The sequence below is a fragment of the Capnocytophaga sp. oral taxon 332 str. F0381 genome (genome assembly GCF_000318275.2).
Lineage (GTDB): Bacteria > Bacteroidota > Bacteroidia > Flavobacteriales > Flavobacteriaceae > Capnocytophaga > Capnocytophaga bilenii.
Window position 1 is genome coordinate 1 of the sequence record NZ_KB291288.1, and the last position, 15,644, is coordinate 15,644.

The window sequence follows — 15,644 nt, forward strand, 5'->3', positions numbered from 1 at the left end:
TTACAGTTACCACATCTGGTGTTGCTACTATAGGGGCTGCTCCTACTACGATAGTAGTGGTAGCCGTATCGCAAGCCGTTACACTCGCTACTTTAGTACATATCTTATAACCTATAGTATAAGTCCCCGATTTAGTACCCGCTGGTACCGTAATCGTACCATTGCTGTTAAGCGTTGGCGTTGCACTACCTGCTACACCTGTTGCTGGAGTAACAACTGTCAAACTTACAGTACCTGTAGTAGCTGTACGTGTATTCGCCAAATCATTAGTCAATACCGATGCACTTGTAGTAGTAGCTACTGCTCCGTGGCTTACGGTAATTGTTTCGTTATTAGCTTTTATGCTTACCAATGTAATGGTAGCCGTTTTGGTAGTTGTACCACCAAAGTTATCTATAGCGGTATAGGTTACTGTTACTACCGTTGCTGCACATAAGTCAGCTGGTTTTACGCTGTTGTAGTTATGTGTAAGGGTTGCTATAGTAGCACAAGGGGCTCCAGCCGTAGCACTTGCCGCTTGTTGTAGCCAGTTGTCAATAGCTGTATCCACATTAGTAGCACTACAGTCTATCACCAAAGTAGGCGATACAGTAAGCGTTGGCTTAGGTACAGCATTTACTAATACAGTTACTGTCTGTTGTGCCTCACAACCATTGGTACGCTTCACAACAAGAGTATAAGTGACTGTTAGCGTATTAGTAAGGGTTGCTCCGTTATAAGTAAACGTTGGCGTTGGCGTATTAGTGTTGTTTAAGAAGCCCAAAGCATTCGATGGGCTTACTGCTTTCCATTCATAGCCCACATAAATAGGCGCTTGTGCATTGTATTGGAAAGTTACACTATCGGTAGCACAAGTCGTAAGGCTACTTACCAAACCATTTATCTGGGTAGGAGCTGTTACTTTAGTTGCTACATCGCCACAAAGACACACGTTATCCTCATTCTTAAGTACTAATAGCAACCTACATATTTTATCTTGCTCTACCTGATAATCAAATGTTCTTTCAGGCGAAGTAACTCCTTTGCCTAAATTTTCGGTAGCTGTATAGGTAGTAAGTTTAGTATCGCCACTATCTACCTGACCGTTATTATTAGCATCGTAGTAAAGACTCGCTACTACAGGACGCGCAATGAGGGTAGCTGAAGCCGTAGCTGCATTTACTACCTTATATTTGATAGTAAGTTTTTCCTTACCACCTTGTATCTCCGATGTGGTACTTATATCTTTAAACGATAGTTCAGGACGTTCGTTTTTCACTTGTATCGTTTTTTCAAGTGATGTCCCTACTGTAAGTGAAGGACAAGTAGTAGCCGGTGGTGTTAATGTAGTACAAGTAACGCCTGTAACTGTATCGGTAGCAAAAACCTTCAGATTTTTAGGAGTATCACAAGCTATAACAGCATCAGCTTTTTGTATTATCTTAATACCAAACTCAAAGAACTGCCCGTTTTTCATTCCAGCGGGTATATCCATCACCAATTCACTGCCATTGGCTAAAGTACGTTCTTCACTTTGTTTTCGTGCAGAGTTTGCCCAAAGAGCACCAGCCCCATAAGGAGTTCTAGCACCATAAAGAGCAAACGAAGGTGTTAACTCATACCCTTCAGGAATAGTAAATCTCAAGCGTGCGTTATTTCCTACTTGGAAAGTTGGGTCGGTACTAACTATTGTTACACGCGTTTTATAAGTTATACCTCCACCGCATAGGGTACCATTACCACTTACATAAGTAAGCGGATCGAGGTTAATACTATATTTATTAACATTCACTCCTGTAATCCCTGCTATAATAGCACGTGTCTTGTCTCCCAAAGCAGGGCTTCCACAAAGATTGTTACCTTCTATATCTATATCAAATGACGAACCTGCCGAAAAATTACAATCAGGTTGTACTTTGAATGTTAGCTTAAATTGTCTGTTATTAGCATTTACTGGCTCACTAAGAGAACCTGGCAAACTACCATTTGGCAAGATAGCACTAATATCAAAAGTATGTTTGTTGCCATTCACACTATGATGTATCTTATTGGCACCCGTACCTACTTGATATTTAGTACCACTACCCAATGGATATTCAACTTCTACTTCGTGAAAAGTAATTCCTGATGCCTGAGTAACGACAAGTTTAGCATCGTAAATATCACCTTCATCGGCACTATTGATTGTATAACTATAAGGTGTTTTATCACACATTGTGATGCTACCCACCTTATTAGGGTCGTTATAGCCTGGGTTTGATGGATCTGCTGCTATTTCTTTTTTACTTTTAGCTATAGTAATTGAGAATGTAGCACTTTTATCACTACAAGTATTTCGGTAACCTGTTGTAGGGTTACTCCAGCAGTTCCAACCTGCATATACTTTAAGGTGTAAAACAGGAGAGTTACAATTGGTAATTTTGTAGTTTATTTTGAAATAACGTACAGAGTTCTTAAGTATCTTGCCGTCATTACCCGCCTCGCTCAAGAAAAACATCTTTTCTCCTGAAATGCTACTTTGTGCAGTATAAGTTCGCACGTGTGCTTTTGCACTTGTAATTTCAGTTAGCGAAAGCACTTCTAAGCCCGTAACATCAGGAATAGAAACCCAACCAAAAGGAGCGTCATTATCTTTTATATTTTCAATTTTTATAATAGCATCCTCTGTATTCTTAGTAGCTTTCACGGTTAGTTGCGACACAGCTTCTATGTTAATATCTGGTTTTTTACTTTCCGCAAAAAGTATAGGGCGTTCATTCAAGTAGTCAGTTGCAATAAGGCTATTAGCTGTTTCGGCATAGTGATAATAATAATCTTCATACTCTATATTAGAGCTTATAATCTCATTCATTGCCTTAGCATCAAGTCCCTGATTCCAAAAACTCTTATTGCCATCTACTGTTTTTGCCTTGCACGATGGTTGTATAAAAACTTTTATGTATTCATTATAATCGTTCACTACGGTTATCATACCCGGTGGCAAATGCCCTGTAGTGCCTTTAGGAGGGTTTATATAGGTATAAGTTTTCCAAGTACCATCATCCACTACGGTCAATTTACTCATATCTACTGTTGCCTCTTTAGCAGCCTCTGCTATTTTATAACTATAGGTATACTTGATATTGGTAATTTGGTAAGCACTTGGCATCTTGATTGTTATCTTTTTAGTAAGACGTGCAGGGCGGAACTCTTGTGAAAAATAAGTCCCCCCAGGTTTAAACCTACGTGCCGCATAAATAAGGTTACTTCCTAATTGTACCGAATTACAACCTGAAAATTCTTTGTATTCATTGGTAGCCAACATTGATTGTGTTTCGGCTATATAGAATATAGGGGTCAGGCTAGGACCGCAGTGCTTTTCGGCGGTATGATATCCCTCTGCATTGATAGCCGTATCAGTAGCAGGATTATCAAGCGTATAGAAAAAAGATTCTATACCCGATTGTATATCCATCGTGCGGTCATTACTATTAGTGGGATTGTTATTCTTCACTTGGTAGGTTGCCACCGCTGTAAAGGTAGCTCCTGCCGGAAGTGTACCTGCTGGCAATAAAGAAGTAAGATTCCAACGGAAGTATTTCTTCCCTGCAGCATTGGTACCTCTCATAGGGTTAGTAGCAGAAGCATTAAAAGTCTGTTCTGCCCCACCATTTATTGTTAGCGTTATCTTTTTAGGCTCTAAGTCAGCTGTTTTTTCTACTTTCACCCAATAGAAAAGGTTATCAATAGATTTACCAGCGTGCTGTTGTCCTTTAGTAATGAATTCTATATCATCTAAATAAAGGGCGCGCATACGTTCTATAGGTGATATTTCGGAACGAGTTCGGCGCACAGTCATAGTTTCGTCTTTCCAACCATACGAATTATCGGCACGCTCCACTATCGTACTGAGGATGTTAGGAGCTTGTACAGTACAAGGGGCAGCACAAACTGCAGGTATATTAGTGGTTTGACCACAAACTAACGGAATATCACAATAAGTACCATCACCATTCTTTACTATCAAATACACTGAATAGGTAATAGGCACTTCACTTCTACCATTACAATTTTGTAATAGGGCATCGAAGCTGAGATAACCAGAGGTAAGGTCTCTATAGGCAGCTGTATTGCTAGTAGTAATAGTTACTGTGGTATTGGGGGCTATATCGGTTATACTAACAGGGGGCACTCCCGAAGCACCAAAAACATTTGTGCGGCGGTAAAGCTTTACGTTTTGGAGTTTTAACCCTGCAGGAGTGGTTACTACATACTTAAACTGACGCATATTGTCTGATAAAGTACCTTCATTTTTGAGTCTTTGGTGTATTCCGAGAGAAGGCCAGTTCATACCAGGGGCAATATAGCCTGCTGAAGGTACGTTCTGTACTAATTGGGCAGGAAGTTTAGAAGCATCATTTACCCCATTGAAATAAATACGCATAGTGCCATAATCGATAAGACGCAATTCAGATGTGTCACGCCCTCCTGTACATACATTATCATACAGCACATAAGCTCTTGGTTGTAGGCTAAAATAATTCTTTTGCCCTTTCCCCGGTTGCAGACATTGAAATTCTTGCTTCTTTTTCAAGTCAAAAGCTATTTGAAAATAAGCTCCTTTTTTAAGGTCGTCTTTAAAACCATCGCCATCTTCATCGGTAAACCCTACATTTTTAGTGCCTAAAGAAGCATTAGATACAGCTGCTAAATCACTAAATTTAATGAAACGAGTATTACTACCAGTACCTGTAGCCGAAATAGGAATTTCAGTTCCATCAGTAGCTATTAAGCGAATATTAATAGGTTCAAAATAACTAAACCCTATAGTAGGATCTCCATCAAAAAGTTGCACCTCTACATTATAGGCAGTCCCTTTGGGGTCGGCTGTTTCATTGTTAAAACGCACATAATAAGTACCTAAAATATTGCCACAAAAACCATCTTGCCATTTAAAATAGTTAAAAGCACTATCGCTACTATGTCTAATAATAGGTATACCAGTACTTACACTGATATTTTTAGCGCTAGTATTCGTTTCAAAAATCACATTATCAGTACCCCAGTGAGCTTCATAGCTAATTTGCCTACCTGTAGTACATTTTTTCACCGTATAATTTTCACTAATAGTAACGGCTTGGTTATTTGCCAAATGCACATTAGGCACTTTGTACACTGTTTTACTACCAATAACCATTGGGGTAAGCTTAGTACCAGCATACCAAAAGCTATTGCCTACTACATCTGTAGGATAAGCTACCGAAAAATACACATCTTTCACAATACCATAACCCGTATTGCGAATAGTAAAAGTTTTAGTATGTGTACCAAGGGCATCGTTATGAGTAGTTTCAGGCAGCTGCACCGTAAGTGTAGGTCTTTTCAAATCGTAAGGCGGATTATTAAAAACAGGATCAGAAGTTACTCCTCCTATTGTCAATACAGCTGTATCTTTCAAATTGTCTAAAGAGCCCAAAGCAGCCTTAGTAACCTTACGTTTGATAGCTAAAGCTACATTACTGCCTGAAGCAGCTGTTATTGTAAATCGAGGCGCAGCAGCAGTATGCCCTGCTGCTTGAGCTACAGTTGCACCACCACCTGAAACCGTTACTGAATTGGGTATATACTCAATACCTGAAGCTAAATCAATAGCTACATCGGCAGTAGTATAACCCGTGTTCATAATAAACGTAACGGTAAGCGTCCCTGCCGAAAAATCATCTTTATCAGCAAAATGAGCTCCAGTTTCGGCTGTAACATTGCTAATAGCTACTACTATCTGAGCCTTAGCTATACCCGAAAGCAACAAAAGAGTTAGAGTTACCGAAATTGTAAAAAGTTTTTTAAAATTAAGCATTATTGTTTAATTATTAGTTGTTAGTGATTAGTTTTTAGTGTTAGTGTTCTGTAAGTTATATTTAAAATCTTTTTTATAACAGCTTTGTAGTAGTGCCACCTTATTAAAGTAACCTACTAATAATAAAGTACTTATCTCTGTTTTTCCCCTGTGATTGCATTAGTTTAAGTTTAAGTTTGAGTTTTTATTACAATTCATTTTCAAAAGTGCATAATTAGCGGCAAAATTACAAAACCTTTTAGAAGTGGAAATAAGAAACAATGCATTTAACACTTTTTTTAACTATAATAAAGCCCTACTTTATCTTAAGTTTTTATTCTGTTTATGCTATTTTAGTTACAATGAAGAATTTTACCTTTTTAGAAAGCATAAAAAGAAAAACGAAAGAGGCTAACCAAAAAGCTTCATTTTCGGGCAAAAGAAGTTTTAAAACAAATGAACCTTTTTGTAACTCACTGATTATCAAAAATCGCTTCTCTCCCTTCAAAGGGAAAGAAGCGATGTAAATGTTTTTTTTTCAGACAGCCTCTTGTTATTTTATCAAATCTGTTTGAAAGATTTCGGCAAAATGAAGAAGAATACGCTCTTTCACTTCGGCAAGAGGGATAGTTGCTTTAGCCAGCTCTACATTCAGGGAAGTTACAGCCTTGCCTCGTATGCCACAAGGAATAATATTATCAAAATAACCCAAATCGGTATTTACATTTAGGGCAAATCCGTGCATAGTTACCCAACGCGAAGCACGCACCCCCATAGCACATATTTTGCGAGCAAAAGGCGTACCTACATCTATCCATACCCCTGTTTCTCCTTCACTGCGTTCTCCTTTTAGTCCGTAATCGGCAAGGGTAAGAATAATAACCTCTTCAAGCGAACGCAAATATTTATGAATATCGGTAAAAAAGTTATCCAAATCCAATATAGGGTAACCTACTATCTGCCCCGGACCGTGATAAGTAATATCCCCTCCCCTATTAATTTTGTAGAAAGTAGCACCCTTATCTTGCAATGCTTGCTCGTTGATAAGTAAGTTTTCTATATGCCCACTTTTCCCCAGCGTATACACGTGTGGGTGTTCTACAAAAAGAAAGTAATTATTAGTAGGCAGCGGGGTTGCCAGCGTTTTATTATTCGCTTTTTGAGCTACAATTTCCTGAAAAAGCTGTTCTTGGTAGTCCCAGCATTCTTTGTAGTCCTTAGTGCCTAAATCTTTAACGACGAGCTGTTTGTTCATAGATTGTATTGATATTTCCTTCTCTAATGTCACCTGTATTATAACCTTTCATAAACCAGTATTTTCGTTGTTCAGACGTACCGTGCGTAAAAGAATCAGGCACCACGTGTCCTTGCATACGCTTTTGTATAGCGTCATCACCCACGGCGTGAGCAGCACTCAAAGCCTCGTCTATATCATCAGCATCCAGATATTTTTTGTTGTGGTGTGTCCAAACCCCCGCGTAGAAGTCGGCTTGTAGCTCTTGTGCTACAGACCATTTGTTGGCTGCCGCTTTGCTAAGACCTTGTTCTTTGCGCCTCACTTCTGCCGAAGTGCCCAAAAGAGTTTGCACGTGGTGTCCTACCTCGTGCGCCATTACATAAGCAATAGCAAAGTCGCCTCCTTTAGCACCAAAGCGTGTTTTGAGTTCTTCAAAGAAATCCATATCCATATACAATTTGTGGTCTGCAGGACAATAAAAAGGACCTACAGCTGAAGAAGCTGTACCACAACCTGTATTTACTTGTGAGGTAAAAAGTACGAGTTTAGGGTCTTCGTAAGTTCCTAAACCGTTTTCTGAAAATATTTTTTGCCATACATCTTCAGTATCTGCCAATACTGTAGCCGTAAAATCGCCTATTTTCTTTTGTTCAGGGGTAAGTTCTACTTGTTCGGTAGGAGCACCTCCTTGTTGGGCACCGCCAGCCACTTGGTTCACTACCGAAGCCACTTGTTGCCCTGTTTCGCCTCCAAAAAGCTGTAGCAGTAGTACAATAACACCTATAATACCACCACCCGCAATGAGTTTGCCGCCACCACCGCGCAGCCCGCGTCTGTCTTCCACATTATTACTTTGTCGTCTTCCTTCCCATTTCATAGAATTATTTTTTTTTAATTATTAAGTTTTTGCAAAGATATAAAATAATTAGTAATTAAAAGGCTTTTAATGATTGATTTTTTCAATAGATTCATCAAGAAACCACCTATGGCTCGCACTTAATAATCCCTAGCTTCTCCATTAAGAAAGTCGCATTTTTATTTTGGCAGATACCTTCGCGCAGTTTGTAATCAAAGGAGAGTTCGCCCTCGTGAATATACGACTCAAAGCATTTATTTTGCAGTTGTTGAGGGTAGCAATCAGCAGTTTTACACACTTCTATATCGTGAGTAGCAACAATGCCTATTGCCTTTAGCGATAGCAGTCGCTCTATAATTTTTATAGTGCCGTATTGTTTGTCTTCAGAGTTAGTACCGCGTAATATCTCATCCAATAATACCATACAGCGTTCACGTTTCAGGGCAGTCATAATTTGCTCTATACGATTTATTTCTGCAAAGAAATACGACTTTCCATCGCTTAGTGAGTCTGATAGCCGCATCGATACCAATAGAGGAAGGGGGTGTATAGCAGCCTCACGAGCACAAACAGGCAACCCCACCTGTGCAAGCAGCATATTTACCCCCAATGTACGCAAAAAAGTACTCTTCCCCGACATATTCGAGCCTGTTAAGATAATAAAATGCGCCTCATCAAGCGTAATATTATTGGTAATACGCTCATTTTCGGCTATAAGAGGGTGTCCTACATCTTCAAAACTAATTCTGTACTGATTGTTGAAGGTAGGATATACAAAATGCGGATTGTTGTAGGCAAAGTTAGCAAAACTACACAACACTTCGGTTGTAGCTACTGTTTCAAGCCATTGTGCTATGTGTGTTCCATAGGTTTGTTTCCACTGTAAAAGTGCTCTATAGCGATGAAGGTGATAAAAACTAAAAATATTAAGTGGAATAGACACCAAAATATTACTTACACTATCCAAATCGTCCAACAAACGTGATAATTGAGCTATATGGGTACTTGCTCGTTCGTTTTTTTCAGGAAAATGAGTCTCTACTTGTGCAATACATTCTTTAAAAGCGTAAAGCATAGCATAAGTATGTTCAAAACCGAGTTTTTCTTTGCTCATTTTCCCTATAAAAGAGAAAAAAACAAGCATATTAAGTGTTAAAAGCAGTTTCCCTATCGATTGTAGCAGCTGATAACCAAAACCATAGCCTATTACCAAAGCTGCCACAAGAAGTATAGGAGCTATGATACTATAAAGCACTATCCCCTTATGTAGAGGTGCAGCAGCACCAGTAGCCCATTGCTGTAATCTTTGGTAAAGTGAGGCACTATCGTCTATTTGCGAGGCGTGTGCCATAAAGCGCTGTCGCCAAGCCAATTCAGGAGTAAGTTTTTTTATTTCTTTTTGTTGCTCTTCAATAGCCGAGCGGTTGGGAACTAAAAGACGCTCTGCCAAGAGCTTACGCCCTAAAAAAGTGTGAGTGCGATTCAGATAATGATAGAGTGATTGCTCGCCCAGCACATCTAAATCGTAGGCGTATGGGTGGTTTTCCACCTGAAAAGCAGCACCGTTATCGGCAGGAAAAACACGCTGACTGAGAAAAGCTATTTCTTGCTCGTTAATCTTTATAGTAGCTTTGGCAATAGCCCGTTGGGTAGCGATGTTTTTATGCTTTACAATCAGCGCAAAAAAGCCTATTATCAGGCACAAGGCAGTAGCAGCCCACCACCACGAGTTTTCGCCAATCGCCTTATAAATAGTAAGCCCTCCTAATACTATGGCAAGTACCCGTAGGAAGGCAATAATGTTATATTGTTTGTGATACTGCTGATAATGCAGCTTCGCAGTTTCTAATCTTTCCTGATATATCATCCCCACAAATTCAAAATTCAAAATTCATAATTCCCCCCGCTGGCGCAAGCTTGCAGCTTGTGCCACCCCCCGCTGGCGCAAGCTTGCAGCTTGTGCCCAATTCCAATTCAAAATTCATAATTCATAATAATAGGATTGTGCAATGCCTTTGAAAATAACTTCGCGGTCATCTACTTTATCGGTGAGGGCAGGTTGTAATAAAAAACGCAATTCTAAATCGTTGATAGGGCTGCGTTCCATTGCTTGCAAATAAGCTGCTTTATCTATTTGTTTCCAATCTACTACTTTTTGTAGTCGTTTTTTGAGTATTAGGTCTAACCATATACGCATAGAGCGCCCATTGCCCTCCATAAAAGGGTGTGCAATGTTCATTTCTACATATTTAGCAATAATTTCTTCAAAAGTATTTTCAGGCATTTGGTCTATTACAGGCAAAATAGCGTGTAAAAACATAGCATTAGCAAAACGAAATCCCCCTTTGCTAATATTTAGATGCCGTATTTTGCCAGCAAAATCGTATAAACCGTCAAAAATATAGCGGTGAATATCACACAATCCACGTGTAGTGCCTACTTCAATACGATTAATAGCCCCACTTTCAAACAATTGATAGGCTTTTTGCAAACTTTGCGCATCTATATCATTTAAATTACCCAATTGTCCCATCCACTAATTCAAAATTCATAATTCAAAATTCAAAATTGGCATATCGTTTTCCATTACAAAAGGTGGGGCAGTAGGCTGATTCCATTCTACATTGTAGTGATTCATCAGGTAATCGTTCAGCGCTTTGCGGTCAGCAAACTTAATAGCTTGGTAAGGCTCCTGAAAAGCAAGCTTTTCTACAAAAAGAAGTCCGTCTTGGAAAGGTACCAGCACGCCTACGTGTCCCACAAACAAAAAGTTCTCTTCGGGAGTGATTTGCGAGTGAAAAATTACAGAAATAAGTGATGCTTTAGTGGCATCGCCTTTGTAGCGAAACGAAATGCCCCGCTCTTGCCAAGCTTTTTGTAAGTTTTGTAAATGAACGCCCACCTCTTTGGTATTAGTTGTAGGCACTTCGGTAAATAGTGTAAGAAATTGTTTTTCCTCTTCGGGGGTAAATAGTTTTTTAGGCGTATTGCGCAACGACTCGCAGTCTATAAAAAGTACCTCATTGGGGTCGTTTATCGTGTAGGGACTTTTAGCAGAAAAAGTTATAAAATCGCGCAACAATGTAAATGAAGTAAGGCGACAGTTGTACCCCTGAAAAGTAGGGTATTTAGCTGTCCAATCTTCTTGTATAGCCACCTCGTTGTAGTGAGGCAGCAAGCTATCAATAGTGTTGAATCCTTGGGCTACCAAGCCCGCTTTGCCTCCAGCGGTACGATTGAAGAGGCTTACACTTTCTAAAAAATCACTGACGTTTTTAGGGGTTATTCCTGCCGCTATCAGGGCTTGTTGCACCTGCTCTTGGGTAGCCACATCCACCAAGTTAGAATACGTAAGTGTAGCCGTGCTTGTAGCAACTGTAGTTGTATTTGTAGCTGTAGTGGCATCAGTAGTTTTTGATTGTTGGCAGGCAGTAAGTACCCCCGCCCACAGCAGTAAATATAGTATCTTTTTCATTTGTTAAAGTAATTATCACATCGCCTCATCGGCAAATCACCTCATCACCTCGCATCTAATCTTAAAAATATAAATAGTAATATCGTAAATGCCCAAAGCCCTGAGCCCCCGTAACTGAAGAAAGGCAACGGAATACCTATGGTGGGAATCAAACTAATCACCATCCCTATATTGATACAAAAATGAACGAAGAGTATAGAAACCACACTATAGCCATATATCCTGTTGAATTTAGTTTTCTGTCGTTCGGCAAGCACATAGAGCCGCAGCAATAGGCAAGTAAAGAGTATCACTATCAAAGAAGTACCCAGAAAGCCCCATTCTTCGCCAATGGTAGTAAAGATATAGTCAGTGTGCTGTTCAGGGATAAAGTTCCCTTTGGTGCGCGTACCTTGCAAAAATCCCTTGCCTAAAGTACCCCCTGAAGTTATAGCAGATTCTGCCATATTGGTATTATAGGCAAAATCGCGTTTCATAGCTGCTATTTTTTGTGGGTCAGTTTCTAAGCGTAGCCACAAATTAAGTCGGTTGCGATGGTGTTGCTTCAGCACATTGTCATACGCCGTTTGTGTAGTTATAGCAGTAACAAAGCAAATAGCAGTAAGGATAAGCGCATTCTGAAAAGGAAAACGATGCGTTCTCTTTTGGTAGAAAAAGCAATAGCCCGCAATAAGTAAGGTACAGACTATCAGTGTGATAGGCATACCAAACTTGAGTGAACTGATAAATACTAAGGCAGCGAGGAAAGCGTAGAACAACAAGGCTGAAGGCATTCCCTCGCGAAAGAGTACAAAAGCCAATGAAAAGAAGACAAGCAAGCTGCCCACATCGGGCTGTAGCAAAATGAGCACCGCTGGCACGCAAATAATACCTATAGCTTTTAGCAAATCGGTAGTGCGCCGCACATCGGTGTGAATATCACTCACATAGCGAGCAAAAGCCAATGCCGTAGCTACTTTGGCAAACTCGCTGGGCTGCACCGTAATAGAGCCTATGGCATACCACGCCCGCGCCCCGTTAGTTTCCTTGCCAAAAACAAAAAGCCCTGCCAATAGCAGTATGGCTACAATATAAAATGGTATGGCTAAATTGACGTACAGCTTACTATCAAGTGCCAAAATAAACGCAATAAGAATAAAACTAAGCCCTATAAAAAGCATTTGCTTGCCGTAAAACTGATTTAAATCGAATATAGAGCTCATTGTAAGGTCAGAATAAGTGGTAGAAAAAATGGCTATCCACCCACACGACACCAAGCATAAATAGAGCAATACCGAAATCCAATCTATGTGTTTTACAAGGCTATGTTTCATCTATACAATAAGTTATGATTTACGACCCCTGAAAATAAAATACAAAGCATACTCCATAGCCAAATTGAACCATCGTTTTTCATTGAACAAAAACGACAGCCAAGTGTGCGCTACTAAGTTTTTAAAACTAAGGCTTTCTAAAGCCGTATGTACCTGTTGTGTAAGAGCAATTTTATCTATCTCTTTTTCTAATCGCAATATTTTCAGATCGTTATCTATTTCTTCAAACGAACGATATGTTTTATGCTTCACTGTTGTCATCTTCAGTCTCGGCTTTAAAGTAAATATCAGACAATATAGATAGCAATGGGCGTTCAATCAGTTTTTTTCTAAACGCAACCACTATCAGCATCAATAAAAAATAGAAGATTCCTACAAAAAGGAAGCCATAGGCTACATCTCCCAGCACATTACCCATTGCATAAGCAAAGGCAAATGATAGGAAAATAAGCAGCAATAAACACGCAAAAGCTATAATGAAAAAAGTAATAAGCCCTATCGCCGATTTAGCAATAAACCGGAATAAAGACAATTTGTAATAAGCCCATTGCGTATCTAAAACCGACTGCGCTCTTGTAGGAATTTCTTCAAATGCTTCTTTTACAGCAGTAACCGACATACTATTTTTGTAATTTAGCGTTAGCTTCCTTTAGGTTTGCTAATTTTTTCTCTAAAAAAGTAATGATATCTTCCGCTTTATAGCTCGATTTAGAAAGTAATGCATCTACTTTTTCTTCTACAGAGCCTTTAAGTTCTGCCGATTTTTCTTTTACGTTTTCAGTGAGTTTTTCAAGCTGTTCTTTAAGTTTTTCAGCCTTGTCACTTACGCTGTCTTTAATTTTTTCGCGAGTATTTTTGCCTTTATCAGGAGCAAAAAGAATACCCAATCCTACACCAATAGCAGTACCTGCTGCCAAACCTAACAATACATTTGCTGTCTTTGCCATAATTCTAATTATTTTAAATTTTGCCGCAAATGTAAGAAAATATTTTTGAATTAACAAAAAAAATATAGTCTTTGGTCGTTTTGCCCATTCCACCTACAAGTAAAATTTGTATATAGTGCGAGCCGCACAGGCTTCACATACTCGGCTGCGCCAGCTCGCCGACTTTCCTTCGCTCAAGGTTCGGTGGAAAACAATTTTGAATTTTGAATTTTGAATTGGACACAAGCTGCAAGCTTGCGCCAGCGGGGGGGATAGATAAGGGGTAGATAAGGGGTAGATAAGGGATAGATAAGGGATAGATAATGTAAAAAAAGTAAAAAAAAATTTGCGTAACAAAAAATAATTTGTACATTTGTGGCATATTAACCTCATAGCTCTTAGCTATTAACAACGAACACTTATGAATGCAAAAAAGTTTATTACAATTATGACTGCAGGCTTCGCCCTCTTCGCGATGTTCTTCGGTGCAGGCAATTTAGTAATCCCTCCCTACATCGGCTTAAAAGTAGGTGCCCTTAGTGGAGTCGCTTTCGCAGGCTTCTTTATTTCCGATATTTTGCTTTCTTTCTTAGCCGTAGTAATGGTAGCATCAATAGGTATATTGTAGGAGTTACCACAGCAGCAGTCATCTCTGGCGTATTTACAATGGCTAAATTGCTATCTCTTAACGATATATTGGCATTTAAAGACAAATTGCCCTTAGCATCTTACCAAATAGAGTGGTTCTTGCCCACAGTATTGGCATTTGCTATAGCCGTACTTGTTGATTATAAAAAACTTAAAAATGCATAAAATATAAATAATATGAAGAAAACCATTCGCAATTTATTAATTTTCAGTGCTGTAATGCTGAGCTTTCAGTTTAGTTGTCACAGAGAGGAAGACGATATTACTACTATCGTTGAAAAAGCTAAAATACAAAAGCATAACTATGTCATTGTAACTACCGATGATGGTTCGCCTGCAGAAGTAGAGGTGAGTTATGCCACTTTCACCACAGGTAATGCCGAAAATACGCCTAAAAATGAACGACTTACCACGCCTTTTGTGATAGGTGGTGAGCCTGTGCTAATGAAATACGACAGCGTGTTCTTGATAGAAAGACGGGGGTATTACGATAACGAAAGGCGCATTAAGCTGAAGAAAGACTATACCGAAAAGGGTGCAGACCGACTGATTATCAAAAACCTATCAGCCAAAACGCTACATTATTGCGTGGTGAGTAATGAGCCGCTAACTTATTTTTCATCACGGGAAGTGCAACAAAAAGAATACCAATATGAGATTGCCAATCCTAATGAGATTGATGCTCATAAAATACTGAAACACTACCCGCTGCCGGTGTATAAAGGAACACCTGTACTTTACTTGTTTAAACCCGATTTAGCACCCCAAGGAGATGTATATGTATATTGGGAGCGAATTATAAACGGCAGGGGCAAAGAGAGTGTATATGTAAAGAAGTTTCCGCTGAAAACACCTCATTTTGGAGAACTTACACTTGCTTCACCTATGGGGCTGCACGAGGTAGTAACACTCTACAAACAAGAAGAAGCAAATGCTAACTTATTGTTTGACAGCTATGACGAATACCACGCTCACTTATTGGGATTACAAAACCGAAGTTTGCGTTATAATTATCAAAACGTAATTGTAAAATGGTACGGCACCATTGCCCCCAACGCCACCTTAGAAAACGGAGGACAAGTATGGTTTGTAAACACTAAAGAGGGTAATAGAGGAAAAGTAGTGTTTTAAGTAAAAAACAAACAACAGACGATAAATAAACTTTGGCAAGGCTTTGAGCTTTGCCAAAGTTTTTTATTAAACAACATTTTAGCTAGGCATTTTGCAAAACATTCAACAAACGTGTTTAAACTTTTTTGAGGAACTTGGAGATAAACCCTAATAAAAGCATTCCAATGCAAGTTATATCAAGAAAATAAACATCTGGTTGCTCTCCATTATTGAAGCTAAATTTTCCTAGCCTTAAAAAGGGAATAATCCAATTATTTATTGTAT

General features: G+C 39.2%; 12 protein-coding genes and 2 pseudogenes. 4 read left to right on the forward strand and 10 right to left on the reverse strand.

The features are described from left to right. Positions 1-5,815, reverse strand: a pseudogene (locus HMPREF9075_RS04255) (gliding motility-associated C-terminal domain-containing protein); the annotation flags it as partial. Positions 5,816-6,075: 260 nt separating this feature from the next. Between HMPREF9075_RS04255 and HMPREF9075_RS13145 the strand changes: the two are divergent. Beyond that, positions 6,076-6,321, forward strand: a complete 246-nt coding sequence (locus HMPREF9075_RS13145; protein WP_009415280.1) for a hypothetical protein — start codon at positions 6,076-6,078, stop codon at positions 6,319-6,321. 26 nt (positions 6,322-6,347) lie between these two features. Here HMPREF9075_RS13145 and lipB read toward each other — a convergent pair whose 3' ends face one another. From lipB to HMPREF9075_RS04305, 9 genes are all read right to left on the reverse strand, one after another. Further along, positions 6,348-7,049, reverse strand: coding sequence for a lipoyl(octanoyl) transferase LipB (gene lipB, locus HMPREF9075_RS04265; protein ID WP_009751342.1), 702 nt, complete (start codon positions 7,047-7,049; stop codon positions 6,348-6,350). Then, on the reverse strand, positions 7,027-7,908 hold the full coding sequence (locus HMPREF9075_RS04270; RefSeq protein WP_009751343.1) for a neutral zinc metallopeptidase: 882 nt from the start codon (positions 7,906-7,908) through the stop codon (positions 7,027-7,029). The genes lipB and HMPREF9075_RS04270 overlap by 23 nt, the downstream gene beginning before the upstream one ends. Before the next feature lie 106 nt (positions 7,909-8,014). Further along, the gene (locus HMPREF9075_RS04275) at positions 8,015-9,754 is read right to left on the reverse strand and encodes a DNA mismatch repair protein (RefSeq protein ID WP_034556813.1); all 1,740 of its coding nucleotides are present in this window, start codon (positions 9,752-9,754) and stop codon (positions 8,015-8,017) included. A 114-nt stretch (positions 9,755-9,868) separates the two neighbouring features. Then, positions 9,869-10,420, reverse strand: coding sequence for a protein adenylyltransferase Fic (fic, locus tag HMPREF9075_RS04280; RefSeq protein WP_009751345.1), 552 nt, complete (start codon positions 10,418-10,420; stop codon positions 9,869-9,871). Between the two features lie 15 nt (positions 10,421-10,435). Further along, positions 10,436-11,362, reverse strand: a complete 927-nt coding sequence (locus HMPREF9075_RS04285) for a DUF4300 family protein (protein WP_009751346.1) — start codon at positions 11,360-11,362, stop codon at positions 10,436-10,438. 44 nt (positions 11,363-11,406) lie between these two features. Beyond that, complete coding sequence (gene rodA, locus HMPREF9075_RS04290; RefSeq protein ID WP_034556805.1) at positions 11,407-12,675, reverse strand: rod shape-determining protein RodA; 1,269 nt, start codon at positions 12,673-12,675, stop codon at positions 11,407-11,409. 12 nt (positions 12,676-12,687) lie between these two features. Further along, the gene (locus tag HMPREF9075_RS04295; RefSeq protein WP_009751348.1) at positions 12,688-12,936 is read right to left on the reverse strand and encodes a DUF6327 family protein; all 249 of its coding nucleotides are present in this window, start codon (positions 12,934-12,936) and stop codon (positions 12,688-12,690) included. Then, complete coding sequence (locus tag HMPREF9075_RS04300; protein WP_009751349.1) at positions 12,917-13,294, reverse strand: phage holin family protein; 378 nt, start codon at positions 13,292-13,294, stop codon at positions 12,917-12,919. Before HMPREF9075_RS04300 ends, HMPREF9075_RS04295 begins: the two co-directional genes overlap by 20 nt. Position 13,295: 1 nt before the next feature. Further along, positions 13,296-13,622: a YtxH domain-containing protein gene (locus HMPREF9075_RS04305; protein ID WP_034556807.1), complete on the reverse strand. Its 327-nt coding sequence runs from the start codon at positions 13,620-13,622 to the stop codon at positions 13,296-13,298. A gap of 400 nt (positions 13,623-14,022) precedes the next feature. Between HMPREF9075_RS04305 and HMPREF9075_RS04310 the strand changes: the two are divergent. The 3 genes and pseudogenes from HMPREF9075_RS04310 to HMPREF9075_RS04315 form a co-directional block, all read left to right on the forward strand. Further along, positions 14,023-14,223, forward strand: a pseudogene (locus HMPREF9075_RS04310) (branched-chain amino acid transport system II carrier protein); the annotation flags it as partial. 44 nt (positions 14,224-14,267) lie between these two features. Then, the gene (locus tag HMPREF9075_RS13150; protein ID WP_009751352.1) at positions 14,268-14,414 is read left to right on the forward strand and encodes a hypothetical protein; all 147 of its coding nucleotides are present in this window, start codon (positions 14,268-14,270) and stop codon (positions 14,412-14,414) included. 12 nt (positions 14,415-14,426) lie between these two features. Further along, positions 14,427-15,380 carry a hypothetical protein gene (locus HMPREF9075_RS04315; protein WP_009751353.1) on the forward strand — a complete coding sequence of 318 codons (954 nt, stop codon included), beginning with the start codon at positions 14,427-14,429 and terminating at the stop codon, positions 15,378-15,380. Positions 15,381-15,644 lie beyond the last annotated feature (264 nt).

Bases quoted from the DNA above. Each gene is read 5' to 3' on its own strand.
- lipB (WP_009751342.1), bottom strand. From the start codon at position 7,049: ATGAACAAACAGCTCGTCGTTAAAGATTTAGGCACTAAGGACTACAAA.
- HMPREF9075_RS13145 (WP_009415280.1), top strand. From the start codon at position 6,076: ATGCATTTAACACTTTTTTTAACTATAATAAAGCCCTACTTTATCTTA.
- fic (WP_009751345.1), bottom strand. From the start codon at position 10,420: ATGGGACAATTGGGTAATTTAAATGATATAGATGCGCAAAGTTTGCAA.
- HMPREF9075_RS04300 (WP_009751349.1), bottom strand. From the start codon at position 13,294: ATGTCGGTTACTGCTGTAAAAGAAGCATTTGAAGAAATTCCTACAAGA.
- rodA (WP_034556805.1), bottom strand. From the start codon at position 12,675: ATGAAACATAGCCTTGTAAAACACATAGATTGGATTTCGGTATTGCTC.
- HMPREF9075_RS04275 (WP_034556813.1), bottom strand. From the start codon at position 9,754: ATGATATATCAGGAAAGATTAGAAACTGCGAAGCTGCATTATCAGCAG.
- HMPREF9075_RS13150 (WP_009751352.1), top strand. From the start codon at position 14,268: ATGGCTAAATTGCTATCTCTTAACGATATATTGGCATTTAAAGACAAA.
- HMPREF9075_RS04305 (WP_034556807.1), bottom strand. From the start codon at position 13,622: ATGGCAAAGACAGCAAATGTATTGTTAGGTTTGGCAGCAGGTACTGCT.
- HMPREF9075_RS04270 (WP_009751343.1), bottom strand. From the start codon at position 7,908: ATGAAATGGGAAGGAAGACGACAAAGTAATAATGTGGAAGACAGACGC.
- HMPREF9075_RS04315 (WP_009751353.1), top strand. From the start codon at position 14,427: ATGAAGAAAACCATTCGCAATTTATTAATTTTCAGTGCTGTAATGCTG.
- HMPREF9075_RS04295 (WP_009751348.1), bottom strand. From the start codon at position 12,936: ATGACAACAGTGAAGCATAAAACATATCGTTCGTTTGAAGAAATAGAT.
- HMPREF9075_RS04285 (WP_009751346.1), bottom strand. From the start codon at position 11,362: ATGAAAAAGATACTATATTTACTGCTGTGGGCGGGGGTACTTACTGCC.